The organism is Pedobacter agri, from assembly GCF_032678665.1.
Taxonomy (GTDB): Bacteria; Bacteroidota; Bacteroidia; order Sphingobacteriales; family Sphingobacteriaceae; genus Pedobacter; species Pedobacter agri_A.
This window is the reverse complement of sequence record NZ_JAVTSH010000004.1, coordinates 305,977-330,949: the sequence shown is the minus strand read 5'-3', so window position 1 is coordinate 330,949 and position 24,973 is coordinate 305,977. Positions and strand designations below refer to the sequence as shown.

Genomic DNA, 24,973 nt, shown 5'->3' with positions numbered 1-24,973 from the left:
GAAGCAAAGCGCTTTACAAAATAATAACAAAGTATTAAGCCGGCAGACTTATTTTCCCCATGCAAACCGATGGAACCCCTTGCCTGTTACCAAAGTTGATGGGTTGCCCACAGAGCGTCTCATTGGCTAAAACGGCAAATAAAACAGCTTCCTTCGCATCAGGGTTAATGGCTAAATCATCCGTAGTAAAGAAATTTGAATGTGGCAGGTTCTTTTTTAACAATTCTACCAGCAGCGGATTATGCATGCCGCCACCGCTCATAAAAACCTGAGCCTTTGCCTCATTACCAAAACATTTTTTTATTGCCGCTGAAATGCTATCTGCCGAGAAGTGACAAAGTGTGGCCATTACATCAGCTGTGCTTATATTTTGTGTAGATGACTGGTCTTGAGCCTTTTTTAAATACTCCAGATTAAAAAGCTCTGGACCAGTGGTTTTTGGAAAAGCAATCTCAAAAAAATCGCACTTTAATAGTTCCTTTAGCAAGACCTCGTTCATTGTTCCAGATTTCGCAACTGCTCCGTCTTTATCGTAAAACTGGTTGTAATGCTGTTGCATAAACTGATCCATCAACGTATTACCTGGCCCAACATCAGTTGAAAAAATTTCTGATGCCTTAAGGTTTCCTGGTAAATAGGTAAAGTTTGCGATGCCCCCAATATTGAGCATTACCCGGTCTTCATCTTTTTTTGAAAAAATCAAGTAATCGCCATAAACCGCTAGCGGGGCACCCTCACCTCCTGCAGCCAAATGTTTCTGCCTGAAATCGGATAGGGTAATAATCCCCGTTTTCACCGCAATATGATCGCCATCGCCAATTTGCAATGTTCCGTTTGGATAATCCTTTAGTTTATGAAGTGACTTTGGTGCATGAAAAATGGTTTGCCCATGGCTCGCGATAAAATCAATATCCTCATTTTTGTAACCCCATTCTTTTAAAGCCTGGTTAATCAGTTCGGCATGTGTGTTGGCTATGTGTTCATTCATCAGGCAAACCAGCTCCAGATCAACCTGTTTTTTTGAGAAAATGGCTTTAATTTTAGCCCTGAAGTCATCTGTATAACCACCCGTTTTGAATGCAAGAATTTCGATTGCAGTTTCAGCACCACTCCCGCTAACCGCACACAGTGCAATATCCAAACCATCCATTGATGTTCCACTCATTAGGCCAATAATTAATCGTTGCTCCTTTTGGGCTTTGGTATAAAGATTTTGTATCTGAATATTCATAATTATTTAAAAAATGATCAAACGTTTGTTTGCGGTTTGAGATGAATTTTATGGAAATACTTGCAATAAAAGTAAATAACCTTTGTTAAAATTCGGGCATAACTCTCTATATTTACTGCTCCGTACATTAAAATCCATAAATAAAATGGCTAGATTAAATCTACTGGAGGAGACACGTTTTGAAAAACTCCCTGTCAGCGTGTTCGACAATCCAAAAATTGCTTCCATTAATGTGGCGCATAGAATTGCCAACCTCATTAAATCAAAACAAGCAAGTAACGCACCTGCAGTACTGGGCTTAGCAACAGGTGTTACCCCAATTGCAGTTTATGCCGAACTGGTTAGACTGCACAAAGAAGAGGGTTTAAGTTTCAAAAATGTAATTACTTTTAATTTGGATGAATATTATCCAATGCAGCCAACAGCAGCGCAAAGTTACGTTACGTTTATGAACGAAAACCTTTTCGATCACATTGATATCGATAAGAACAATGTTCACATTCCGGATGGAACACTTCCTTTAGAGGATATTCCGGCTTTCTGTTTAGATTACGAAAAGAAAATCGGTGACCTTGGCGGACTGGATATTCAGATTTTGGGTATTGGTCGTACCGGTCACATTGGCTTCAATGAGCCTGGCTCTGCACCAAACTCTGGAACACGTTTGGTTACGCTTGATGATTTGACCCGCCGTGATGCTGCCCGCGATTTTGGCGGAAAGGCTTTTGTGCCAACCAAAGCCATTACCATGGGTATTGGTACCATCTTCAAAGCAAGAGAAATCATTTTAATGGCCTGGAGCCGTAAAAAAGCTTCAATTATTAAAAAAGCTGTTGAAGGCGAAATCTCTGGCGATGTTCCGGCGACTTATTTGCAACTTTCGGAACACGTCGAATTTATTTTAGATACTCCTGCAGCTGCCGACCTTACCCGTTTTGATACGCCTTGGCTGGTTAAAGATTGTGTTTGGACTGATAGCCTGATTCGCAAAGCGGTGATCTGGCTAGCCAATACGCTCAAAAAACCTGTTCTGAAATTAACGGAAGACGATTATAACAATAATGGTATGGCGCAACTGGCTACCGAAAAAGGCCCAGTTTATAATATCAACATTCATATCTTCAATAAACTACAACATACCATTACCGGCTGGCCGGGAGGAAAACCAAATGCTGACGATTCTCAGCGCCCTGAAAGAGCTGAACCTGCTAAAAAACGGGTAATTATTTTCTCTCCACATCCTGATGATGATGTAATTTCGATGGGTGGTACATTCATCCGTCTGGTTGATCAAAAACATGATGTTCACGTGGCTTATCAAACATCTGGCAATACTGCCGTATGGGATGATGATGCATTACGGTTCGTGGAGTTCAATGTAGATTTTACGGAAAAGATGGGGCTAGACAATACACATTTGAAAGATCTCTACAATCGCATGCGAGAGTTTATCGACCATAAAAGACCTAACCAGGTAGATACGCCAGAGATTCAGACCGTGAAAGGCTTAATCAGAAAAGGCGAAGCCATTGCCGGCGCCCGCTATTGCGGTTTAGAAGATGATCATATTCATTTCCAGGCACTTCCATTTTATGAAAGTGGGAAAAACCAGAAAAATCCGGTTACTGATGCCGATATTGAGCTTACAATGGAGCTTTTACAACAAGTAAAACCCGAACAGGTTTTCGCGGCTGGAGATTTTGAAGACCCACATGGAACGCACATCGTTTGTTTTAACATTATTTTGGAGGCATTAACGCGTTTGCGTAAAACCGAAGCATGGGCACAAGATTGCTGGTTGTGGATGTACCGTGGCGCATGGCATGAATTTGAAACTCATGAAATTGAGATGGCTGTTCCAATTTCTCCTCAGGAATTAGAGCGTAAAAGAAATGCGATTTTCAAACACCAGAGCCAGAAAGATAGGGCAGTATTTCCTGGCGATGATTCGAGAGAATTCTGGCAACGTGCTGAAGACCGTAACCGTGAAACCGCAAAAGCTTACGACGATTTAGGTTTAGCAGAATATGAAGCGATGGAAGCTTTTGTCCGGTGGAAATTCCAAGACTAAATCATCACAATATAATCCCCGTTTTACAAGAAGCGGGGATTTTTTTTAATAAATTCAGCAGTTAGATTTTCAGTGTTGATTGCCTGCCAACAACCGTTGGCTTTAACACAACATGTTCAATATGCTGATAAGGCCTTTCTTGCTTAATCATTTTTAAGAACATTTTTGCACACTCTTTTCCAATTTGTGTGGGTTGTTGGTCTATTGTAGACAAATTTGGGCTAATGTATTCGGAGAAAACTTCGTTAGCAAAACCAATCACACCAATTTCTGGTGGTGTTTTACCCACTTCTTTTAACTTTTTAATTACACCTAATGCCGTAAAATCATCGGCAGCAACTATTGCATCTGGCTTATTTTTCATTTGCAGCAATTTCTCAGTCCCTAGTTCACCATCTGCAACAGATAATCCTCCATAGATGATATACTCTTCCAAAAGTGGCAACTGATGATCAGCTAATGCCGCCTTATATCCCTGCAAGCGATTATTGAAAATTTGAATTTGATGGACAGTGGTAATGAAAGCGATGTTTTTATAGCCTATTTTTATGAGATGCTGAGTAGCTACATAACCGGCTTCAAAATCATTTAAGGTAATTGTCGGAACATTCAAAACACCATGAACACGATCGAAAAGTATGAGTGGTTTGTTTTGGTTAATGATTTCTTCAAAATGTGCAACATCAACGGTTTCTAGCGACATTGATGCAATAATGCCATCAACCTGCGCTTCTAACAATGTTCTAACGCCATTAATTTCATTTTCAACCGATTCATTTGACTGATAAATAATTACGCGGTACCCATATTCTTTTAAGCCATCCTCAATAAAATGGATGATGGAAGCAAAAAACTGAGCCTGTACACTTGGAACAATTACGCCAACAGTATGTGTTTTCCCTGATTTTAATGCAGAAGCAAGTTTGTTTGGACTGTAATTAAGCCTCTTCGCTGTTTCAATTACCGCTTTTTTTGTTGCATCGCTTATTGCAGGGAAACCGCTTAACGCCCTTGATACCGTCGAAACCGTAATATTAAGTGCTTTAGCAATATCGTATATGGTTGTCTTTTTATTCAATTATTAAAGCATTTAAGTACCCGTTTACCATATGCAACCGGCCAGGTAATTTAGGAATTATACCTTAATGATGATGTTCTTTTTATACATGACGTATAACAGAATATAAAACCCAAGCACATAAGTGATGGCCCATACTAATGATGCGTTGATAGGTGAAAAATATGGGGTATAAAAAGTGGTATAAAACTTTTCTAATAATGCAGTTTTGGAGCCATCGGCATTCGTAATTTTAATCAGGTTTAAAACGCGGGGCATTAATCCGGCAAGAAAAAAAACAGTTATTGCATTTACACCATAAACAACAAAAGGCGTGGTGATTTTTTTGTAGCCCTGAACATCTATCAGCCAAAAACAAAGTGCAAGTCCAATGGAAGCCAACCCGCCTGCATATAGCACATAAGAACTCGTCCAAAGTGATTTGTTTATTGGAAATTGAAGATCCCAAAGTAAGCCCAAAATAACCGCAGCAATTCCCGCGGTAAACAGCCAGGCTACCTTTGTTGCGTTGTCAATATCTTTTCTACGCATCCACACACCTACCAATATCCCGAATAAGCAGGTTCCAATTGCCGGAAGCGTACTTAAAATACCCTCAGGATCCCAGGTTTTTGCAGCTGCCCAAGTATGCGATTCGGTCAAAATTCCACGATCAATCCATGCGGCCAGATTAGTTTCCTTTTCCAAATTTGGATAACCAACGCCTGGAACCGGAACAAAAGTCATTAATGCCCAATACACCGCAAGAATGGTAATAAAAAGTTTAAAGATTGCTTTGTTCGAAAATTTAAGAAAGATGATACTGCTTAAAATGAACACAATCCCGATACGCTGTAGCACACCTAATAAACGAACAGTTTGAAAAGCTTCCACAAAACTTTTCCCATCAATCATCACCGCCATCAGCTTACCAAATATAGCGAGAAAAAAGCCCAGTAAATAAAGTGTAAAACCGCGTTTAATGGCTTTGATTATTGTTTTTTGGTGTGTAGCTGGGTTTGCTCTACTGCTGCTCATCGCAAAGGCAATTGATACGCCTACAATCCACAGGAAAAATGGGAAAATTAAATCAGTTGGTGTACAGCCATTCCACTCGGCGTGTTCCAGTGGCGCATAAATATGGCCCCAACTGCCTGGGTTGTTAACCAAAATCATTGCAGCGACAGTTAATCCCCTAAAAAAATCAAGAGAAAGCAATCGTTGTTTAGGGTCGGTCATGATTTTTTTTGGTTGATCAAACTAAATTAAAGCTTTGTGTTTATAAAGCGAAATATTAATCACGATAATTCGACCCAACCTATTCTTTTGCCAAAGGAATTTCTACACCGACTGGTCCGCTAGGATCGCTTTCGTTTTTCAACCGATCAAGGGCCGTAACCAGATAACTGTATCTTTTTCCGGCTTCAGCTGTTGTATCTATAAACGATAGATAGTCCTCAAAACTGATTTTGAGAATATTTTTCGGATCAAGTGTAGATATCTTCTCCCCTTCTGCAAAACGGTAAATCACAAAACCTGAAGCGGTTTCGCCATCCTTAGCCTTCAACGGATTTTGCCATTTCAAATGAACCCCATCTTTAAGTGCATCAACAGTTAAAGCCTGTGGCTCATTCGGTGGAACTTCATCTAACCAGGGCATTTGCGGAGGCAAGGCCTGATACTTATACAGATCATTTTTAAGGGAATCGGCAACCGATCTGGCAACAGTACTTAATGATTTTGAACTGAAGTAAACACTGCCTTGTATGCGGTTACTCTCCCGGAGATAGCGTACTTGCCTCGGCACTTCCGAAAGGTTTTTCCATGCGGCTTCCGCCCTTGAATTTACCAGGTAAGCACCCTGACCAATGTAAACATGCCTGCCATAACTGTTATTGCTCCACCAATCTACCAATGTTCCGAAAGGTGCCACCCTTCTGGTAAATGTAAAATATATCTGTGGATTAATATAATCTACCCAGCCTTCCTTAACCCATTTGCGGCTATCGGCAAAAAGTTCTGCATAGTTTGATAAACCACTTGTGGCTGAACCCTCTGGGTCTTCGTATTTGTTACGCCAAATACCAAATGGACTCACACCGAACTTCACCCATTTTTTATAATGGTGAATGCTGTCATCAAGTTGTTTAATCAACATGTCTACGTTGTTTCTGCGCCAGTCTCTGATGTCAGTAAAGTTATTGGGGAATTTACCAAAGGTAGCGGCATCATTAATGCTTTGTCCCTCAATTTTATAAGGATAGAAATAATCATCAAAATGAATTCCATCCACATCATAACCTTTCACCACGTCTAAAATTACCTGCACAATATATTCTCTTACATCAGGAATACCCGGATCAAACTGTTTCTTTCCGCCGTAGGTAAAAAACCAATCCGGATGTTTCCGGAAGGCATGATCTTCATGTAAAACGCTGCTGCTGCTCATACTTGCACGGTATGGGTTAAACCATGCATGTAATTCCATCCCTCTAAAGTGTGCTTCTTTGATGGCAAATGCCAATGGATCATAGCCAGCCGCTGGCGCCAAACCTTGTTTGCCCATTAACCATTGGCTCCAGGGTTCTCTTGATTTGGCATAAAATGAATCGCCTGCTGGCCGAACCTGTAAAATGATGGCATTCATGCCCTGGGCTTTGTGCCTTTCCATAATGCCAATCAGTTCTTGTTTTTGCTGATCAATGGTTAAACCAGGCCGCGATGGCCAATCGATATTGGTTACGGTAGCCACCCAAACGCCTCTAAACTCTCTTTTTGGTGCAATTTTTGTTAAAGGTTGTGCATTTAATATATAAGGTATTACAATAAAAGATAAAAGTGCGTATAGAAAGTTTTTAAGCATTATTATGTCTTGTTTTTTATTCGGGATGTGTATTTGTGTTAATTTTAATACAAATCAACATTAGCAATTAAACGATTTTTTTTAAAAACTCTTATAAGTTTATTAAAAATTATAATTTGCGCCCTGCTAAAATCTATTGTGTACTCCATTTACCTATGGAACAACAAAAGTATATTAATTTAAGAAGATACAGCATTATTAAAAATGGAACCACAAAAGATTAATAAAGGCGATAGAAACAAAATTTACTTTCTGGTTATTGTAATAGCCGCCCTTATTGGAACAAACGCCTACCTTTTTTTTAAAGATCGACAGCAAAGCGAAAGATTTGTTACGGTGAGCACGGAGAAAGATAAACTACGTTTAGAGGTGGAAAAGATTGAGGTGGAATTGGATAAAGTAGAAGCCTTAAATCTGGATCTTAACGAAAAACTTGTTGAAGAGCAAAAGTTGGCAAGAGAAAAAATTGCCGAATTAAAGCTTGCTTTAGAGAAGGGCGAAATTACACAAGGTGAACTCGACAAGGCAAACAGCCAAATAAATGAATTAAAAACTTTCGTAAAAAATTATAACGACCAGGTTATTCAGTTGCAAAAGGATAATATTTTCCTGAAAAATAGCCGTGACAGTTTAGAGAATACGTTACGCAACCTGAATAGCAAAACTTCAAATCTGGAAACTGAAAACTCAACTTTAAATGCGAAAGTAAAAACAGCTTCGGCTTTGAAACTTCAAAGTGCAGAAATTGTAGCTTTCAGAACGAAATCGAGCGGTAAAAAAATAGAAGTCACCAAATCATCAAGCGCAGAAAAATTAAGCGTTCGGTTTAATATTATCCCGAATGAACTGGCAGAAAAAGGTCATCACAATATCTATTTAAGGGTATTTGATCCGGCAGGGAATTTATTAGCTGATGAAGGCAATCGTTTTGAAGCCGATGGCCAGGAAATGCAATACAGCCATTCTATCTATATCAATTACAATAATGATGACAGCACCTATGTTATCGACTGGAAAAACCCAAAAGACTTCATAAAAGGTATTTACACGGTTATCCTGTATGCAGATGGAAACACAATGGGCAAGGCCCAAGTTGATCTTCGATAATTTTCCTCAAAAATTTATTAAGCTAGCGGAAACGTTAGGTAAAAAGTTGTTCCAAGATCAATAACGGAAGTAAAAGTGATCGTTCCACCTGCGTTTTCAACTGCTTGCTTAACAAAGGCCAAGCCCAATCCCGTTCCAGAAGATTTTGTGGTAAAGTTTGGCACAAAAATCTTATCATGTAACATTGCCGGGATACCTTTCCCATTATCTTTAATTTCGATGTAAGCATTCGCCTCATCGTTATAAATTACGGCAGTAATGCAGCAATGCGATTCATCGTCAATAGCCTCAATGGCATTTTTAAACAAGTTATTAAACGTTCTCAATAATTGGTCATGATCGGCGAGAATGCGAACATACCGATCAGATTTGTTTAAGACATTAATTTCTACATTGTCGCTGTTTTTATAAACCTGGCGGGCCTGTTCGATTACCGGCATCACCTCAAGTTTTTCCAGATTCGTATCCGGCATCCGGGCGAAATTTGAAAATTCAGAAGCGATTTTTGAAAGACTTTCTATTTGTTCAATAAAAGATTTACTGAATTTGTTGAACTTGTTTTCGAAATTTGGATCGTTTTCTCTCCACGATTTTTCCAGGAGCTGAACGCCAAGTTTTAAAGGTGTCAATGGATTTTTAATCTCATGTGCCACTTGTTTTGCCATTTCACGCCAGGCACTTTCACGCTCGGAACGGGCAAGTTTAACCGCACTGGCTTCAAGGGCTGCAATCATGCTGTTATATTCTTTAATCAACGATCCAATTTCATCATGCCTGCGCCAAACAATAGGCTCATTTCTTTGTCCAATTCGGGTTCTGCTGATGTTTTCCTGGATGAAAGTAAGCGGACTTGTAATTTGATTGGCCAAAAACACCGCTAAAACCCCTACTGCAACAAAAACCAGGGCATAAATATTAATCAGATTACTCACGAAGAGCGCAATTTTATCTGAATACTCTTCTTCATTGGAGTAATTGGGCAATCCAATATAGGCGATGGTTTTATTCTGAGCATTTCTGATGGGCGCATAGGCTGCGGCATAAGTTAAGCTTCCAATTTTTTCAAAGGGGTTGATGTATTCAGATCGTTTTAATTTATCTAAATAAGCGTAAGCTAATGGCCCCATTTTCCTCCCGATTACTTTTGAATTGTACAATTTTGGATAAGTTGTCATTAACAAATTGCCCTGCGTATCGTATAGGTTTAAATCGGCATTGTTGATATCCGCGAAATTATTAAAATCGGCCACGGCATCTTCATCATTGGTAATCCCGTTGCTAAACACCTGCTTCTCATAGTTCTGTTGAACCTTCCTGATTTTATCTTTTATGGAAGCGGTTTGTTGCCCCCGGTATTCCCGATCCATGTAATAATAGGTTACCCAGCCTACAATTAATAAGGTAGCTACAACCGATAGCACAATAGAGAGTTGAATTCGCGTTTTGTACAAAATCTTGTTTGCGTTGATCATCAGTGACCGGTTGATACTAAACCAGCCGACACGTTCATCATCAAGATTTTTGATTAACCAAATTAATCCATAGAGTACAAGGGAGAAAATGATGAATACTAAAAAGAAGAACGATAATGCAGCCAATCGCTCCACATAATCAACTTTTTGTTTACTAATCACCACCATTTTGCTTGCTGTAGGTTTATAAATCAGGTGACTATAGTCCTGGTCAGCATCACTACTGGTGATAAAATCATCCTTTTTCCCTTTAAAAATATATCCATCGAGCGGATAAGTATAATTCCCTGATTGATTTAATAGCCTATTATTGCTGTAGAGCGCAATAGAATAACCTCTAAAATCCTCATCCCTGATGAGTTTTTGGTCGCCAAGCAGATCGGGCAAGCGGTTATTGTAGTTATAAGGTTTTGATCGGAGTTCGATAACCAGTGACCCCAGTAAATTACCCTTATTTACCACAGAAATAATTCCAAAATAATCCTGGTAGCCGAATGTATTGTTTACCTGGTAAAAGTAATTTGCTCCATCAATTTTAACCGATCCCGATTCAACCAACCCTTTATATTTTTTAAAAGGTTGCCCGTTAGGATTGCTGATATCTAATCCCGTTTTATCATAAGGATAGATTTGGTAATCGTATCGGCTCAAGTAACCATCCAGGTAGTTTTTAATGTGATTTTTGAGCACTGCGTAATTCGATTTACCATTCTGATTAAAATATCGAATCAAAAATTCATCTTTCAACAACTGCCCTTCCAGGCTCCCTAAAGCCACAATTGCATTTGGATCTTCTGATGATTGTACTTTACGTGCCAGAGGCTCCCGCAAGTTCCGCTCGGTAATGTCTTTGTATTTTATATATTTAATCGATGTATTAAAGGCCAGGCAAAAGAAAACGATGGCAAACAGCCCAACAGAAAATTTTGCTTTTTCATCGTAAATACTTCTGCAAACAATAAACAGGATGAGTGCAAAAACGATGAAAAAGGCAGTAAAATCAGTGGCAAGCCTGTAAATAAAAACGGCAGCGAAACCACTCAAAAATATAACTAATCGCTCTTTGTTGGTTACATTTAGCTGCTTACTTACGGTAGCTGTTATCACGGTAATCAAATAAATTTGAAACCATACCAGGCAAAGAATAACAATACTTACCCAACTTGTGCCGCTTAACTTTAAGATATTAATAATCTCGAAATTGATTTTGGAGTTATAAATCAAACCGAAAAAAACCTCATCACTGAAATAAGCTATTGTAGCTATAAGACCTAAAAACAGTCCATGGATAATAATGCCTAACACTTTGCTTTTCCTGATCCAGGTGCCAAATTTGTATTGCTCTTTATGATTGTACATAAATAGCAATAACCATGTTAAGGTAAATACATTGAGCAGAAAATCGCCCAGTGACGGCATCAGAAAACTCTCAGAGTAGATCCTTGGATCGAAAAGATCGAGCGGGAAGCGGTGATTAAACCAGCCATAATATAAATCAGAAAGCCTGAACGACAGGAAGAAAACCAGCAGCAACAGCGTTCCCCATACAATATGTCCTTTTCTGGCAATAAATGAACTTAACGAGTTGAAGAACATGCAAATGCTTAGCATTCCGGCTACAAAAAGCCATAGCTGGGTTGCAGAATAATAATCATCAACATAACCCGGTTTAACCTTTAAACCAAAGAGAAACTTGTTGTCGATACTTTTGATGCTGTAAACATCTTTATCCGTAAATGATGCTAAGGTTAATAGCTGTGAACTCGACAGGAGCGGATCCAGATCATTTTTGAAGTATTTGGTTTCCTTAAAAGGGTATTGTGATTGTATGGAAATCAGGAAGATTAAGCTGAAATCGCCCTGTGTACTTTTAATTACTTCATACCAGCCATTTGAGAAAAATAGAACGGAGCTTCCTTCTTTAATTGTAAGGGGATCAATATCCGTAACGCGATAGGTACTCCAGAATTTTAACTGATTATTTTGAAAGGTGAGTAGGTTAATTCCCTTCACTTTCCTATAAACGTCCAAAAATTCGATGGCATCTTTCGGATTATCGTGGAGTTGCTTAGCCTTTTTAATTTCATTCTTATCGGCCAAAAAAGCGGCAACATCTCGCTCTTTCAGTAGTAAATTTTGTTGAACTTCCTTTGCATCACGTTCCAGCAACTCATTTTTAGTGGTAAATCTGCTCAAAGAAATCGAAGTAACAATGAGGCAACAACCTAAAATAAGCAGCAGAAATCTAATTTTTACACCAAAGCTCAATTTCATCTATTTCGATAAAGATATTAAATATTGATAAAAAACAACGCCATAAACGGTTTGTTTATGGCGTCGAAAAAATATTGTAATGTGTGCTAAAGTTAAGCTACAACGGCACTACTGGTTTGTACTTCGCGACTTACCTTTTTCACCAAACCTTGCAATACGTTGCCTGGTCCTACTTCAACAAACTCTGTTGCACCATCTGCAAGCATATTCGATACGGTTTGAGTCCAACGTACGGCGCCTGTTAATTGTTTGATCAGGTTTTCTTTAATTTGAGCCGGATCTGTATACGGTTTTGCATCAACATTCTGATAAACCGGGCAAATTGGAGCCGAGATATTTGTTGCTTCTATTGCAGCCTGTAATTCAATTTTTGCAGGCTCCATTAGTGGAGAATGAAATGCACCACCTACATTTAGTTTCAAAGCCCGTTTAGCACCAGCTTCTGTAAGTTTGGCGCATGCGAAATCGATACCTTCAATGCTCCCTGAAATAACCAGTTGCCCCGGGCAGTTATAATTTGCAGGAACAACAACAGCATCAACCTCAGCACAAATTTTTTCAACTACATCATCAGCTAAGCCTAAAATCGCAGCCATGGTAGATGGTTGTGCTTCACAGGCTTTTTGCATGGCGTTTGCCCGGGCAATTACTAACCTTAAGCCATCTTCAAAACTCAAAGCATTCGCCGCAACCAAAGAAGAAAATTCACCTAATGAATGACCGGCTACCATATCAGGTTTAAAATCATCACCTAAAACCTTTGCTAAAATTACTGAATGTAAAAAGATAGCCGGTTGTGTAACATTGGTTTGTTTTAATTCTTCATCTGTTCCGCCAAACATGATATCGCTAATACGGAAACCGATAATTTCATTTGCCTTTTCGAATAATTCGGCAGCTTTTGGGTTTTCATAAAGATCTTTACCCATGCCTACGAATTGCGCTCCTTGTCCAGGAAAAATATATGCTTTCATACCCCTTAATCCCCTAAAGGGGAAATTAATTTTTTTATAAATTATTAATAATGACCATAGCCTTGCTTCCCTTCAGTGTTTGGAGGCTTAATCTAAACTCGCTGTAATTAATCTCAGAAATTCAGCCCTTGTTTTATCGTTGCTTAAAAAAGTTCCGGTAAATGCCGATGTTGTCGTTACCGAATTCTGCTTCTGTACGCCACGCATGGCCATACACAAGTGTCTGCATTCCATCACAACCGCAACACCCATTGGGTTCAGTGTATTCTGGATACAATCTCTGATTTCGTTGGTTAAACGTTCCTGCACCTGTAAACGACGGGCAAAGGCATCAACCACACGAGGGATTTTACTTAAACCCACGATATGGCCGTTTGGAATATAGGCAATGTGCGCTTTACCAAAGAAAGGCAGCATGTGGTGCTCACACATCGAATACACCTCAATATCTTTAACCACCACCATTTGACTGTAATCTTCTTCGAACATTGCCGATTTCAGAATTTCATCTGGTTTCAAATCATAACCATGCGTTAAATACTGTAAAGCTTTTGCAACCCGCTCAGGAGTCTTAATTAAACCCTCACGTTCAGGATCTTCGCCCAACTGACCAAGAATATCTTTATAATGCGTAGCAACAGCTTCAATTTTTTCATCGTTGTAACGATCTATTTTTACATAGCCGTCTCTCGATTCGCCTTTTAATACGTCTTTAGTGCTCATTAATATAGGTGGTTTTTAACCAAAGTATTCAACAAAATTATTTTCGGTTTCGTAGATTTTCACACAATGCAAAGTAGCTCCGCCTTCTGCAATAGGTGCTTCTAGCTGTTTCCAAATCTCAATGGCCAAGTTTTCTGTAGAAGCCAGTTTACCTTTCATAAAATCAACATCCAGATTCAAGTTTTTATGGTCAACTTTATCTACAACGTAATCATTCATGATGTCTTTTAACCACTTCAAATCTACAAGAAATCCTGTTTCAGGATTTACTTCGCCTTTAACGGTTACATAAAGCCAGTAATTATGGCCATGCCAGTTTGGATTAGCACATTTGCCGTAAACCTCTGCATTTTTATCATCATCCCAATCGGTTCGGGCCAGCTTGTGGGCTGCGTTAAATGATGCTTTTCTCGTTATATAAATCATTACTTTACAATAAAGGATCAAATATACGGATAAAGCCTTAAGAGATGATAAGGAAAATGTAAGATGGAAATTGAATGATTGTTCTGCTAATCCCCTAACTTTACTTTATGAAAACACTGGTTGTAGCAGCCACAAAAGCGGAGGTTGCCTTCTTCTATCAGCACTTTAACTTACCTGAGGGAGATTTTATTGAAAGCAAAAATTTTGATTTATTGATTACTGGCGTTGGTATGGTGGCAACCGCTTTTTCTTTGGGGCAATATCTTACTGCAAATAAATACAATTTAGTGATTAATGTAGGCATAGCCGGATGTTTTGACCGCAGCATTAAACTGGGCAGCTTGTTAAATATTAGTGAAGATATTTTTGCAGAACTGGGTGCCGAAAACGGTGATGATTTTTTAACGATAACGGATTTAGGATTTGGCGAAAATCATTTTAAGGCTAAAAGCAGAAAAATTATTGATTTGCCATCTGTGAAAAGCATAACCGTTAACTGTGTTACGGGAAGTGAAAAAAGTATCAGAAACTTAAAAAAGCGAATTAGCCCAACAACTGAAAGCATGGAAGGTGCCGCGGTTTTTTACGCCTGCAAACGCGAAAATATCGATTGTTTGCAAATCAGAAGTGTATCAAACTATGTTGAGCCGAGAAACAAAGAAAACTGGCAAATTGGGTTAGCAATTAGAAACCTGAACGACTGGATGATTTCTTTTATCTCAGAAATGAACTGATTATGACGTTTTAATGTATTGCAGTGGTTAATTTTGATTTATGAAACTTACACTTGGTTTTTCGCCCTGCCCGAATGATACCTTTATTTTCGACGCCCTTATTCACCATAAAATTGATACCGAAGGCCTTGAGTTTGAAGTAACTTATGATGACGTGGAAACGTTGAATCAAAAAGCTTTGAAGGGGCAGTTAGATATTACGAAGCTGAGTTTCCATGCTTTTGCCTACGTGGCTAACCAATATGCTTTGCTTGATGCGGGAAGTGCGCTGGGTTTCGGTGTTGGTCCTTTGCTCATTAGCCATAAACATACACCAGAAGCGCTTGATGAATTATTAAAATCCGGAGCGAGTGAACTGAAAGTTGGAATTCCGGGCAAGTACACTACAGCAAATTTTCTACTCGGAATTGCATACCCTGAGCTAAAACATAAGCAGGAAATGGTTTTCTCTGAAATTGAATCAGCTTTGCTGGAAGACCAGATCGATTTGGGGCTGATTATTCATGAAAACAGATTTACTTACCAGGATAAAGGCTTAACTAAAATTGTTGATTTAGGAGATTATTGGGAAAAATTAACAGGTTGCGCCATTCCTTTGGGTGGAATTGTGATCAACAGGAATTTAGATCGTGAAGTGCAGCTTAAAGTAAACCGTTTGATTCGTCAATCGGTTGAATTCGCCTTTGCTCACCCAAAATCGGGCATCGATTTTATACGCGAACATGCACAGGCTATGGATGAGGCGGTGATGTATAAACACATTGAATTATACGTAAATAAATACAGCATTAACCTTGGCGAAGAAGGTAGAAAAGCTGTTGATACCTTGTTCACCCTTGCTCAGGAGAGGAACATTATCCCGGCAATAAAGGAAAATTTATATTTATAGGTAAAGGATTGCGGCATAAATACGAGATAACATCAAGAGACCTGTAAATTTCCTGATGGCGTTTCGACAACTTATCCCAATACTTCAATAAGCTCAATGTGACAACGTTTAGAGATCACTTGATTATAATATAGGTACTACCTTTAAATTAACCCTAACAGCTGGTGTCGCAACAACCGTATTCAAACTATCTTTAAAACTAAATCAGTGAATTGGCATTGGAAAGGAACGTTAAAACATTTCAACTTTCCAACGTTACCACCCCCTAACTCACCAGCAACTTATAGCCTTTACCATGAACGTTAATAATTTCCACGTTCGAATCGCCTCTCAAATATTTGCGCAGCTTACTCAAAAACACATCCATACTGCGTCCGTTGAAATAGTTATCGTCATGCCAGATGCTTAACAAGGCTTCTTCACGGGTTAACACGGTATTCTTTTTTAAGCACAATAAACGAAGTAATTCTGCTTCTTTAGTGGATAGCTTTTGTTGCTGATCGGCGTTGGTAATAATCTGTGTGGTATAATCAAAAGTATAATCGCCAATGCTAAACTGCGTTTCAGGCGCTTCTTCTATCCCATCCGTTTTGCTCGAAATGCGTTTGAACATGGCATTAATGCGCAAAAGCAGCTCCTCAATACGAAACGGTTTTGTGATGTAGTCATCCCCACCTAAATCGTAAGCCGCAGATTTATCTTCCAACATGGTTTTAGCAGTTGCAAAAATAATAGGTACCTGTGCGTTTATTTTACGAATATCTTTTCCTAACGTAAATCCATCCTTTTTAGGCATCATCACATCCAGAATACACAAATCGAAATTTTGCTTATTGAAAGCACGTAATCCTTCCTCGCCATCTGTGCAAAGCACCACATCAAACTTGCCTTTTAACTGCAAATAATCTTGAAGTAATAAACCTAAATTTGGATCGTCCTCAACCAGAAGTATTTTTTTCATTATTTTTATTTTGTTCACGTATGTAGCATTACCTACCGTAAAAGTTTGATTGTGTGTTTGCATAACGGTTTAATTTACCTGTGATATAAATAAATTCACCGCTATGTTAAGCAATGTTTGGCTGCACTTGGGCGATGTATCGACCAATTAAGCTTTTGTGCCGACATTTAACCTTCGTATAAAGGTAACGATATTTCAAATGTTGTTCCTTTATCTTTCTCGCTGCTTACCTTAATGCTGCCATTTGCCTGTTTAATAATATCCTGAACGTAATTTAACCCCAAACCGAAACCTTTAACATCATGCAGGTTACCCGTGGGTACACGATAAAACTGATCAAAAATTCGCTTTGATTGTTCCTTCGTCATCCCAATACCTTTGTCTGCAATTTCGATGATTAGATTTTTGTGCGTATTCCTGGTCGATATGGTAATTTCTGGCGTATCAGAACTGTATTTATTGGCATTATCGATTAAATTGTAAAGTACATTTGAAAGGTGCAGTTCATCGCCGAAAACGGTAGCTTTTTCAGCATCGGTATTGACATTTAAAATGGCATTTCTTTTTTGAAGTTGAAGCCCCATGCTGTCCAAAACAATCACGATTAAATCGTTCATATCCACTTCAGTGTTGTCCATTTTAAGCTCGCCCTTTTCCAGTCTGGCGATGCTCAATACCCGTTCAATATGGCTGCCTAACCGAACATTTTCGTCATAAATGATGTTTGCTAGTCGCTTTAATCGTGTTTTATCTTCCGTAACTTCCGGATCCTTCAATGCCTCACTCGCAATCATAATGGTGGCTACCGGTGTTTTAAACTCATGCGTCATGTTATTGATGAAATCAGTTTTCATCTCAGAGATTTTTTTCTGTTTCAGAATGGCATAAAGCGTATAGGAAAAGATAAAAACCAGCACCAGTAACAAGCCTACCGATGATGCCAGTGTAAAACCCAGATTGGTTAAAATAGCAGAATTTTTGTTTGGGAAGGTCACAATTAAGGTTCCCGGATCGCGAAATAAATCGTTACCAAAAAGTGGCGTTTTGTAGGTGTTCTCAGGTAAAAACTCTCCTTTGGTGTTGGAAGCCACCATAAACAGCACTGAGTCTTTTTTTGCCAGCGAAACTTTATACGAAGGCTTAAGCGTAATATTATGTGTAGATAATTCTGACATCAGAATATCACCAAGTGCCCTGAAATTAATTCGCTTGTAAATTGGAATTCTTGAATCTTCAAGCTCTTTCGATACATCTTCTACCAGGTTCATTCTGGTGTAAGGCAGTGTATCTTTACCCAAAGCCGCAATCTTTACTTCGAGCTGTTTTTTGGCAATTTCATCTTCACGCTTAAATTTTTTCTCTAAATCATCAGAAATTTTTGGCAAACTAACGGTCAACGGTTTGGCATTTATCGGATCGTATACCAAATATCTTAATGTATCGGGCAGGCTTTGCAAACTTTTAAACTCAAATGTTTTAGGCGCTGGGGCGTAAGGTTTTGTACGCATATTGTAACTCTTTAAAACCAAGCTACGCATATCTACAATTGCATCCATTTGTAAATCAAGGCTTTTACCATTTTGCGATGATATAGAAACAAATTCTCGCTCAGAAATTACATTGGGTGCTCGAAAGGACATTCTTATTAGCGTATCCTGCTGATTTAAATAATTTTCGATTAAATTTTCCCGCTCGGCTTGTCGCAACTCCGATTCCTGCACATATTGCTGCCTTAAATCTTTAATGTCGAGCGCTCTTTGCCTGGCATCCTGAAGGCGCCTTAATTTATTTTCGGCATCTTTCCGGTTAATGTGATTGGCCACATTTAATCGCTCTACTTTTTTAACTACCGTAGCAAGCGTTTGATTTACCTGTTCATCGAAAAGCTGAGATTTTAGGTTGTAGGCTTCTTTGATGTAATACAACTGCATCACGAAAACGCCCAGCAAAGCCACCGTCATTAAAACAGTAATAAACCAAAAACTCCTTTTTTTCATTGATGTGATTTTTTGCGGAAAGGGTTTACAAACACTTTCTACAACCTAACTGATATCAAAAATACTCAATAGCTAAGTTAACGGAATGTTTTTAACATATTTTAACATGGTTTATTTAGCTGGAAATGAAGATTTAAGCAAAGATGAGGCAAAAAAAATGCCGAGGCAAAAGCCTCGGCATGGTTCAAAATTGTTTGCTTAAAAAGATTCTTTATTTAGAAAGGCAAATCATCATCTTCACCTGGTGTATTGCTCACATCAACCGGAGCTGCATAGGCCGGAGTAGCTGCTGCCGGAGCACCTGCTGCAATGGCATTGATTCTCCAAATTACCAAACTGTTAAAATATGATGTTTTTCCTGTTTTATCTGTCCAAGGGCGACCGCGTAAATTAAAGAAAACCTCAACCTCATCACCCGCTTTAAATGTATCTAATAATGCAGTTTTATCTTGTAAAGCCTCAAAACGAATATATTCTGGGTATGTTGGATTTTCTGCGTATTCTACTATTAAATCACGTTTTTTAAACGTTTCACTCACTTGCTGCGTTGCACCTACTTCGTGTACTTTTCCTTTAATTTCCATATCTAATACTACTTAATGTACTATAAACATCAAATCTCTATAATTTTATTGATAACTTCGCATACATTATGATGCAAGTTTTCCACAATAAAAGCAAGGTAATTATTACCTGCAATAAACGCCTTTCTCCGTATTTGCAAGATGAAGTTACGGCCTTAGGATATAAAATTGAAAGGGCTTTCCCAACTGGGGTTGAGTTAAATATCACTCTTACAGAGTGTATTAAGCTGAATTTGAACTTGCGTTGCGCCAGTCAGATTTTATACGCCATAAAAAGTTTCAAAGCCATTACGCCTGATGATTTGTATACCGAAATCAAAGCAATTGAATGGGAAGAATTGATTGATTTTGCAGGTTATTTCTCCGTAACATCCAATGTGGATAACCCAAACATTACCACTCCACTTTTTGCCAACTTAAAGGTTAAAGATGCGATTGTTGACCGAATGAAAGAGAAAAAAGGCATACGCCCTAACTCCGGCTCTGATGCCAACAAAGCAGTAGTACATTTATACTGGAAAGATGCCGATGCAGATGTTTTTATGGATACCTCAGGCGAAACATTAGCAAAACATGGTTATCGTAAAATTCCAGGAAAAGCACCAATGCTCGAGGCCTTAGCTTCAGGCGCCATTTATGCTACCAATTGGGATAAAAAATCACCATTTATCAACCCAATGTGTGGTTCAGGAACTTTAGCTATTGAAGCGGCATTAATTGCTACTAACCGTGCTCCAGGCCTGTATCGCATGAACTATGGCTTTATGCACATTTTAGGCTATGATGAGCAGGAATTTTTTGCTGAAAGAAGAATTTTGAAAGACCAAGTTATTAAAAATGTTGATCTTAAAATCATTGCCTCCGATATTTCTGAAGATGCTGTTGAGGTTACCCGCAGAAACGCCCAAACCGCCGGAGTAGATACTTTTATTGAGTTTGAAGTTTGTGATTTCGAACTCACACCTGTTCCCGAAGGCGGAAAAGGCGTTGTAGTTTTCAATCCGGAATATGGCGAACGTCTAGGCGTACACAGTAAACTGGAGCTAACTTACAAACGCATGGGCGATTTCATGAAAACCAAATGTAAAGGTTACTCAGGCTACATTTTTACCGGAAATCCTGATCTTGCCAAAAAAATCGGCTTAAAAGCATCAAGAAAAATAGAATTCTATAACGGAAAACTGGATTGTAGAATGTTAGAGTATGAGCTTTACGATGGTTCAAGAAGAACTCCGCTGATCGAAAACAAAGTACAAGCCTAATACATATATAGGTCATCAGGAATTTAAATGCAATTAGCTTTTAGGTTCCTGATTATCCACTTTCTTTACCCGCTTTTTCTTTATTGAATCTGTAATTAATGGAAATTGTTTGTGCCACATGCTGGTGTACATCCCGTTTATTTCAACCAGCTCAGCATGTGTACCTTCTTCAATAAGTTTTCCCTCTTTCAACACCACAATTTTATCAGCGTTTACAACTGTACTCAAGCGGTGAGCAATTAAAATAATGGTTTTGCCTTGCTCACGGAGTAAAGAAATGGCATGATGAATATGCTCCTCTGAAGAAGAATCTAACGAAGAGGTGGCTTCGTCCAAAATTAATATTTCCGGATCACGATACAACGCCCTTGCAATGGCCAGCCGCTGCCTTTGTCCTCCAGATAAATTGGTCGCATTTTCCCCCAAATAGGTATCAAATCCGTTGGGTAAACGCTCAATAAAATCCATAATATGTAACTGGGCACAAATACGTACAATTTTTTTCATATCAGGTTCCATCTCTCCAACAGCGATATTTTCAATCACATTTCCGGCAAACAGATGCACATCTTGTGGAACTACTGCGACGAGTTTTCTCAAACTTTCATTGGTGATGTAATTGATGTCGAATTCGCCGATCATAATATTTCCCGATTGCAACGGATAAATGTTTTGAAGTAGCGAAAGTAAAGTAGTTTTCCCCGAGCCACTCTCTCCCACCACAGCTGTAATTTTACCTTTCGGAACATGAAGGTCAAAACCATCAAAAACCGTAACCCGGGTACCATACCTGAAATTCACTTTCCGAAATTCGATATCTCCAATCATATCTGGTGTAATGTCAGTTTTGTTTTCTGTTTTCTCCCGCTCCAAATCCATTATTTCAAAAAGTCTATCGGCGGCAATTCTGGCATCTTGAAAAACCTTATTCATGCCGATTAAACTAATTACAGGCCCGGTGAAATATCCAATAATGGCATAAAATGATAAAAGTTCTCCGGGAGTGATCAGGTTTTGAAGCACAAAACTCGCCCCTGCCCATAACAAGATTACTGAAAATGTGCTCGAAATAAAACCACTGGCATTGCCCACTAAAAGTGAATTGGTTCCGGAAGTGTAAACCGTTTTTAGCAAATTAATAAACCTGATTTCTGTTTTCAGGTTAGAGAAATTTTCTAATCCAAACCGTTTTATGGTACTAACTGAATTCACCGATTCTACCAATTGATTTTCCAGTTCAGCACTTTTCTCCATCAATTGCCTTTGCGTGGTTTTGTTCAGGCGATTTGATATGTAATAAACCAAGGCATACAAAGGCACAACCGTTAACATAATCAAAGCCAGTTTCCAATAGTAGGTAAACATCAGTGCAAAAGAAAAAATCAGGATAAAAATATTCACCGCAAAACCAACCAATACATCATTGATAAATGCCCTGATTTTAACCGCATCATTCATTCGGGAAATGATTTCACCCACACGCATGGTATCGAAAAAAGCCTGAGGTAACTTTAAAAGATGTTTATAGTACCCCAAAATCAACCTCGCATCAATTTGCTGTCCGGTTTTTATGGTTAATAATGTTTTAGCGTAATTGATAAATATCTGCAGCAGGATGATGATAATCATCACCGTTCCCATCAGGTTTAATAAATTCGTATTGCCTTCAGGAAGTACATTATCTACGATCTTCTGAAGAAAAATGGAAGTCGATAAACCTAAGATGGTGTAAAATATGGCGCCAATTAATACCTGAATTAAAATTGACTTATGTGGCATCAGCAGATAGAGAAATCTTTTCTCTAATGATATGCGCTCGGTTCCGGCAGTAAAATCATCTCCGGGCAAAAGCATAATCAACACACCCGTCCACTTTTGCCTGAACTCATCGGGCGTTAGCCGCTGCATTTCTCCGTACGCAGGATCCATAACCTCTACATGATTTTCGGTTACTTTATAAATAACAACGTAATGAGCGAGATTATTATGGTTCACATGGGCAATAACTGGCGTTGGGATGGTAAAAAGGTTGTCGTAACTTGCCTTTACACCTTTCGCAGAAAACCCCAATCTGGCAGATGCCTCAATTAAACCCAGTACGTTGGTTCCCTTTTTATCGGTACCAGCGTATTGCCGGATCCTGGCAATTGGCAAATCTAAACCATAATGAATAGAAATAGACGCCAGGCATGCGGCACCACAATCTGTAACGTCATGCTGTTTGATAACAGTACGTTTAGCTTTCTTTTTTAAAGCGATTTTCTCTTTGAAAGCCTGGAAGAATTGGGTTAAATTTTTCATAGGCTGCTTACTTGATTTTCTTTACTTTCAGGAATTACATTGGGGTTTAACCAATCATCAGCCTTATCATATAGCAATTGAAATAACGTTCTTCTGGTTACAAAAAACCGGGCCTGTAGGGTCATCCCTTTTTTTATTTTACCGAGATATCCGTTTTTTAACTTTAAGTTGTTTTTATCCAATAGGCAGCGAACTTTAAAAAAGGGTTGCGACCCATTTTGCATAAATACATCACTCGAAATGGAAATGACTTTACCAGTTGCCATGCCCCATTCATTATAGTTATAGGCATCAATTTGAAACCGGGCTTTGGTACCAACTTTTAGCAAACCAATATCTTTAGGCTGCACATAGGTCTCAGCAATCAAGCCCGAATCGGGCGAAATTTCACCTAAAACTTCATTTGCTGAAATAGAACTTCCGGGTTGTATGCCCTTTAATTGCTGTACGGTTCCGGTTAAAGGTGCTTTTATGGTGTAAAACTCCTTCTCTTCTTCATATTGCCGATCCCTGGTATCAAGCTGCTGATTTTGGATATTTAGCTGGTTCAGTTCGGTTTGCCATTTATTCCCCTGCTCCTCTCCAATTAAACTCAGCTCATTAAATACGTTATCCTTTCTTAGTTTCATCTCATCATATTCTAATGCAGAAACCGCTTTTCTTTTAAAAAGATAGGCGTAACGTTCATAGTTTTTATAAGCGAGCTGATACCTTGCTTTTGCCTCGGTTACCCTTTGCATAAAGAAACTGTACTGCTGGCCATATACGCCAGATTTAAGCGGCAACTTTTTCGACCAATCGTTTCTTCTGTAAGCATTGATGAGTAAGCCCAAATCATGTAGCTGATCTTTAACATCGGTTTGCTGAAACTGATTCAGGGCATCCTGACTTTCGATATTTTCCTTTTTTATGGTAAGCAAAACCTGACCAGCTTTTACATGCATATTCTCTTTAATAAATAAAGAATCGATGCGTCCGGCTATAAGCGGTTTAATTTCATTCCGCTCTGCGGTGGGCCTGAATAAACCAGTGCTTTTTACATTTACATCAACCTTAATAAGAAATAATGCCAGAAAAGCAGCAATGAGTACAGCCAAAATAACCTGATAAATTACCTTGGTGTAGGAGTTATGAGAATGAAAATGATACTCGGCTGTATTTTCAATAATCTCTTTCGGAAATATGTATTTGTCACTATCCATATCTATATTGACATACGCATTTTTGCTATTTTAGGTTTTAAGACCATAAAAAAAGACCAAATCTCTTGGTCTTTCATCACTTATATTTAAAGTAAGTTATTGCCTGCTGCCAATTAAACCCAAATCAAGGGCGATGTTATTTCCAACAGAGATGGTTGTTTCATTTCGTCTATCACCGTTTGTGGTAATAAATGTTATACTTAATAAACTGTCAGATGAAGCACTGATTGATATGCCGGCTGTTTGCTGTGTATTTCCAAAAATACCTCCACCCCCAATTTCTACAAGTTCTTGTGCTGATAAATTTTCCATTATTTCAGTATTTTGTTAGCGAAAAAAAGGGATTCTTTTCAGAACCCCTTCTATAAATTGAGTGTTAATCAAATTAGCTGGTTAAGCTTTGGAACAAACCTTGCAAGCTTCCACCAATGTTATTCCCTAAAGAGAACGAGGTTTTACTCGATTCATCTCCGTCTTGGGTTTCGTTTGAAAATGATAGTAAATTACCAATTCCAATTGATCCTAATAATCCACCTGAATTCGATGAATCATTACCACCAAATAAACCACCACCGTTGATTTCTTTCATTTCGTTTAAATTTAACTCTTGAAGTTTCATAACGTTCTAATTTTAATAATGCCTACTCTGTTTGAGGTTTTCGGCTACTCCTTTTTATAATCGCATTTTACTGCGAGGTTATTTAAGAAACGAATCTCGTTATCCAATAGTTTTTGCAACTGCCTGATTAGCAACACCAAAATAGAATACATTAAACTTTTGAGTTGTTTCATTGTTGGTAATAATTATCTTGTTTGCCCGTTCGCGTAATACCTTAAAGCTAGTG

The 24,973-nt window shown here is 38.6% G+C and carries 21 protein-coding genes; 5 read left to right on the top strand and 16 right to left on the bottom strand.

Annotated elements, in window-relative coordinates; translation table 11 throughout:
- Nucleotides 1–34: 34 nt before the first annotated feature.
- Nucleotides 35–1,231, bottom strand: coding sequence for an anhydro-N-acetylmuramic acid kinase (locus R2Q70_RS10795; RefSeq protein ID WP_316807596.1), 1,197 nt, complete (start codon nt 1,229–1,231; stop codon nt 35–37).
- Nucleotides 1,232–1,376: 145 nt separating this feature from the next.
- On the opposite strand from R2Q70_RS10795, the gene nagB reads away from it, so the two are divergent.
- The gene (gene nagB, locus R2Q70_RS10790; protein WP_316807595.1) at nt 1,377–3,302 is read left to right on the top strand and encodes a glucosamine-6-phosphate deaminase; all 1,926 of its coding nucleotides are present in this window, start codon (nt 1,377–1,379) and stop codon (nt 3,300–3,302) included.
- Nucleotides 3,303–3,363: 61 nt separating this feature from the next.
- Here the strand turns inward: nagB and R2Q70_RS10785 are convergent, their stop codons facing one another.
- The 3 genes from R2Q70_RS10785 to R2Q70_RS10775 all read right to left on the bottom strand — a co-directional run bounded on the left by R2Q70_RS10785 (nt 3,364) and on the right by R2Q70_RS10775 (nt 7,222).
- Nucleotides 3,364–4,380 carry a LacI family DNA-binding transcriptional regulator gene (locus R2Q70_RS10785; protein WP_316807594.1) on the bottom strand — a complete coding sequence of 339 codons (1,017 nt, stop codon included), beginning with the start codon at nt 4,378–4,380 and terminating at the stop codon, nt 3,364–3,366.
- 57 nt (nt 4,381–4,437) lie between these two features.
- Complete coding sequence (locus R2Q70_RS10780) at nt 4,438–5,598, bottom strand: DUF5009 domain-containing protein (protein ID WP_316807593.1); 1,161 nt, start codon at nt 5,596–5,598, stop codon at nt 4,438–4,440.
- Nucleotides 5,599–5,677: 79 nt separating this feature from the next.
- Nucleotides 5,678–7,222 carry a glycoside hydrolase family 10 protein gene (locus R2Q70_RS10775; RefSeq protein WP_316807592.1) on the bottom strand — a complete coding sequence of 515 codons (1,545 nt, stop codon included), beginning with the start codon at nt 7,220–7,222 and terminating at the stop codon, nt 5,678–5,680.
- Between the two features lie 204 nt (nt 7,223–7,426).
- On the opposite strand from R2Q70_RS10775, the gene R2Q70_RS10770 reads away from it, so the two are divergent.
- Nucleotides 7,427–8,329, top strand: a complete 903-nt coding sequence (locus tag R2Q70_RS10770; RefSeq protein ID WP_316807591.1) for a hypothetical protein — start codon at nt 7,427–7,429, stop codon at nt 8,327–8,329.
- 17 nt (nt 8,330–8,346) lie between these two features.
- On the opposite strand, the gene R2Q70_RS10765 is transcribed toward R2Q70_RS10770, so the two are convergent.
- From R2Q70_RS10765 to R2Q70_RS10750, 4 genes are all read right to left on the bottom strand, one after another.
- A complete protein-coding gene (locus R2Q70_RS10765; protein WP_316807590.1) occupies nt 8,347–12,075 on the bottom strand; it encodes a HAMP domain-containing sensor histidine kinase in 3,729 nt (1,242 codons plus the stop codon).
- A 92-nt stretch (nt 12,076–12,167) separates the two neighbouring features.
- Nucleotides 12,168–13,049: an ACP S-malonyltransferase gene (gene fabD, locus R2Q70_RS10760; protein ID WP_316807589.1), complete on the bottom strand. Its 882-nt coding sequence runs from the start codon at nt 13,047–13,049 to the stop codon at nt 12,168–12,170.
- An 87-nt stretch (nt 13,050–13,136) separates the two neighbouring features.
- Entirely contained in the window at nt 13,137–13,772 is a 636-nt protein-coding gene (gene folE / locus R2Q70_RS10755; protein WP_116168676.1) for a GTP cyclohydrolase I FolE, read from the bottom strand.
- Between the two features lie 15 nt (nt 13,773–13,787).
- Nucleotides 13,788–14,198 carry a 6-pyruvoyl trahydropterin synthase family protein gene (locus tag R2Q70_RS10750; protein ID WP_010601668.1) on the bottom strand — a complete coding sequence of 137 codons (411 nt, stop codon included), beginning with the start codon at nt 14,196–14,198 and terminating at the stop codon, nt 13,788–13,790.
- A 107-nt stretch (nt 14,199–14,305) separates the two neighbouring features.
- On the opposite strand from R2Q70_RS10750, the gene mqnB reads away from it, so the two are divergent.
- Nucleotides 14,306–14,932 (top strand): futalosine hydrolase, encoded by a 627-nt coding sequence (mqnB, locus tag R2Q70_RS10745; protein WP_316807588.1) that lies wholly within the window; start codon nt 14,306–14,308, stop codon nt 14,930–14,932.
- 40 nt (nt 14,933–14,972) lie between these two features.
- Nucleotides 14,973–15,821: a 1,4-dihydroxy-6-naphthoate synthase gene (locus R2Q70_RS10740; protein ID WP_316807587.1), complete on the top strand. Its 849-nt coding sequence runs from the start codon at nt 14,973–14,975 to the stop codon at nt 15,819–15,821.
- 265 nt (nt 15,822–16,086) lie between these two features.
- Here R2Q70_RS10740 and R2Q70_RS10735 read toward each other — a convergent pair whose 3' ends face one another.
- The 3 genes from R2Q70_RS10735 to R2Q70_RS10725 form a co-directional block, all read right to left on the bottom strand.
- A complete protein-coding gene (locus R2Q70_RS10735) occupies nt 16,087–16,782 on the bottom strand; it encodes a response regulator transcription factor (RefSeq protein WP_029204345.1) in 696 nt (231 codons plus the stop codon).
- Nucleotides 16,783–16,949: 167 nt separating this feature from the next.
- Complete coding sequence (locus tag R2Q70_RS10730; protein ID WP_316807586.1) at nt 16,950–18,779, bottom strand: HAMP domain-containing sensor histidine kinase; 1,830 nt, start codon at nt 18,777–18,779, stop codon at nt 16,950–16,952.
- Between the two features lie 215 nt (nt 18,780–18,994).
- Nucleotides 18,995–19,363, bottom strand: coding sequence for a DUF3127 domain-containing protein (locus tag R2Q70_RS10725; RefSeq protein WP_116168680.1), 369 nt, complete (start codon nt 19,361–19,363; stop codon nt 18,995–18,997).
- Nucleotides 19,364–19,434: 71 nt separating this feature from the next.
- Between R2Q70_RS10725 and R2Q70_RS10720 the strand changes: the two genes are divergently transcribed.
- Entirely contained in the window at nt 19,435–20,625 is a 1,191-nt protein-coding gene (locus R2Q70_RS10720) for a class I SAM-dependent RNA methyltransferase (protein ID WP_316807706.1), read from the top strand.
- Between the two features lie 33 nt (nt 20,626–20,658).
- Here R2Q70_RS10720 and R2Q70_RS10715 read toward each other — a convergent pair whose 3' ends face one another.
- The 5 genes from R2Q70_RS10715 to R2Q70_RS10695 form a co-directional block, all read right to left on the bottom strand.
- Nucleotides 20,659–22,926: a peptidase domain-containing ABC transporter gene (locus R2Q70_RS10715; RefSeq protein ID WP_316807585.1), complete on the bottom strand. Its 2,268-nt coding sequence runs from the start codon at nt 22,924–22,926 to the stop codon at nt 20,659–20,661.
- The gene (locus tag R2Q70_RS10710; RefSeq protein ID WP_316807584.1) at nt 22,923–24,128 is read right to left on the bottom strand and encodes an HlyD family secretion protein; all 1,206 of its coding nucleotides are present in this window, start codon (nt 24,126–24,128) and stop codon (nt 22,923–22,925) included. The genes R2Q70_RS10715 and R2Q70_RS10710 overlap by 4 nt, the downstream gene beginning before the upstream one ends.
- A 96-nt stretch (nt 24,129–24,224) precedes the next feature.
- Nucleotides 24,225–24,440: a hypothetical protein gene (locus R2Q70_RS10705; protein ID WP_316807583.1), complete on the bottom strand. Its 216-nt coding sequence runs from the start codon at nt 24,438–24,440 to the stop codon at nt 24,225–24,227.
- 73 nt (nt 24,441–24,513) lie between these two features.
- The gene (locus R2Q70_RS10700; RefSeq protein WP_055907032.1) at nt 24,514–24,747 is read right to left on the bottom strand and encodes a hypothetical protein; all 234 of its coding nucleotides are present in this window, start codon (nt 24,745–24,747) and stop codon (nt 24,514–24,516) included.
- A 44-nt stretch (nt 24,748–24,791) separates the two neighbouring features.
- Nucleotides 24,792–24,920, bottom strand: a complete 129-nt coding sequence (locus tag R2Q70_RS10695; RefSeq protein ID WP_316807582.1) for a hypothetical protein — start codon at nt 24,918–24,920, stop codon at nt 24,792–24,794.
- Nucleotides 24,921–24,973: the final 53 nt, after the last annotated feature.

Excerpts from the sequence above, each read along its gene's own strand:
- R2Q70_RS10730 (WP_316807586.1), bottom strand. The coding sequence starts at position 18,779 with ATGAAAAAAAGGAGTTTTTGGTTTATTACTGTTTTAATGACGGTGGCT.
- R2Q70_RS10740 (WP_316807587.1), top strand. The coding sequence starts at position 14,973 with ATGAAACTTACACTTGGTTTTTCGCCCTGCCCGAATGATACCTTTATT.
- fabD (WP_316807589.1), bottom strand. The coding sequence starts at position 13,049 with ATGAAAGCATATATTTTTCCTGGACAAGGAGCGCAATTCGTAGGCATG.
- R2Q70_RS10750 (WP_010601668.1), bottom strand. The coding sequence starts at position 14,198 with ATGATTTATATAACGAGAAAAGCATCATTTAACGCAGCCCACAAGCTG.
- R2Q70_RS10775 (WP_316807592.1), bottom strand. The coding sequence starts at position 7,222 with ATGCTTAAAAACTTTCTATACGCACTTTTATCTTTTATTGTAATACCT.
- folE (WP_116168676.1), bottom strand. The coding sequence starts at position 13,772 with ATGAGCACTAAAGACGTATTAAAAGGCGAATCGAGAGACGGCTATGTA.
- R2Q70_RS10770 (WP_316807591.1), top strand. The coding sequence starts at position 7,427 with ATGGAACCACAAAAGATTAATAAAGGCGATAGAAACAAAATTTACTTT.
- R2Q70_RS10720 (WP_316807706.1), top strand. The coding sequence starts at position 19,435 with ATGCAAGTTTTCCACAATAAAAGCAAGGTAATTATTACCTGCAATAAA.
- mqnB (WP_316807588.1), top strand. The coding sequence starts at position 14,306 with ATGAAAACACTGGTTGTAGCAGCCACAAAAGCGGAGGTTGCCTTCTTC.
- nagB (WP_316807595.1), top strand. The coding sequence starts at position 1,377 with ATGGCTAGATTAAATCTACTGGAGGAGACACGTTTTGAAAAACTCCCT.
- R2Q70_RS10795 (WP_316807596.1), bottom strand. The coding sequence starts at position 1,231 with ATGAATATTCAGATACAAAATCTTTATACCAAAGCCCAAAAGGAGCAA.
- R2Q70_RS10765 (WP_316807590.1), bottom strand. The coding sequence starts at position 12,075 with ATGAAATTGAGCTTTGGTGTAAAAATTAGATTTCTGCTGCTTATTTTA.
- R2Q70_RS10705 (WP_316807583.1), bottom strand. The coding sequence starts at position 24,440 with ATGGAAAATTTATCAGCACAAGAACTTGTAGAAATTGGGGGTGGAGGT.
- R2Q70_RS10695 (WP_316807582.1), bottom strand. The coding sequence starts at position 24,920 with ATGAAACAACTCAAAAGTTTAATGTATTCTATTTTGGTGTTGCTAATC.
- R2Q70_RS10735 (WP_029204345.1), bottom strand. The coding sequence starts at position 16,782 with ATGAAAAAAATACTTCTGGTTGAGGACGATCCAAATTTAGGTTTATTA.
- R2Q70_RS10710 (WP_316807584.1), bottom strand. The coding sequence starts at position 24,128 with ATGGATAGTGACAAATACATATTTCCGAAAGAGATTATTGAAAATACA.
- R2Q70_RS10725 (WP_116168680.1), bottom strand. The coding sequence starts at position 19,363 with ATGGAAATTAAAGGAAAAGTACACGAAGTAGGTGCAACGCAGCAAGTG.
- R2Q70_RS10715 (WP_316807585.1), bottom strand. The coding sequence starts at position 22,926 with ATGAAAAATTTAACCCAATTCTTCCAGGCTTTCAAAGAGAAAATCGCT.
- R2Q70_RS10780 (WP_316807593.1), bottom strand. The coding sequence starts at position 5,598 with ATGACCGACCCTAAACAACGATTGCTTTCTCTTGATTTTTTTAGGGGA.
- R2Q70_RS10700 (WP_055907032.1), bottom strand. The coding sequence starts at position 24,747 with ATGAAACTTCAAGAGTTAAATTTAAACGAAATGAAAGAAATCAACGGT.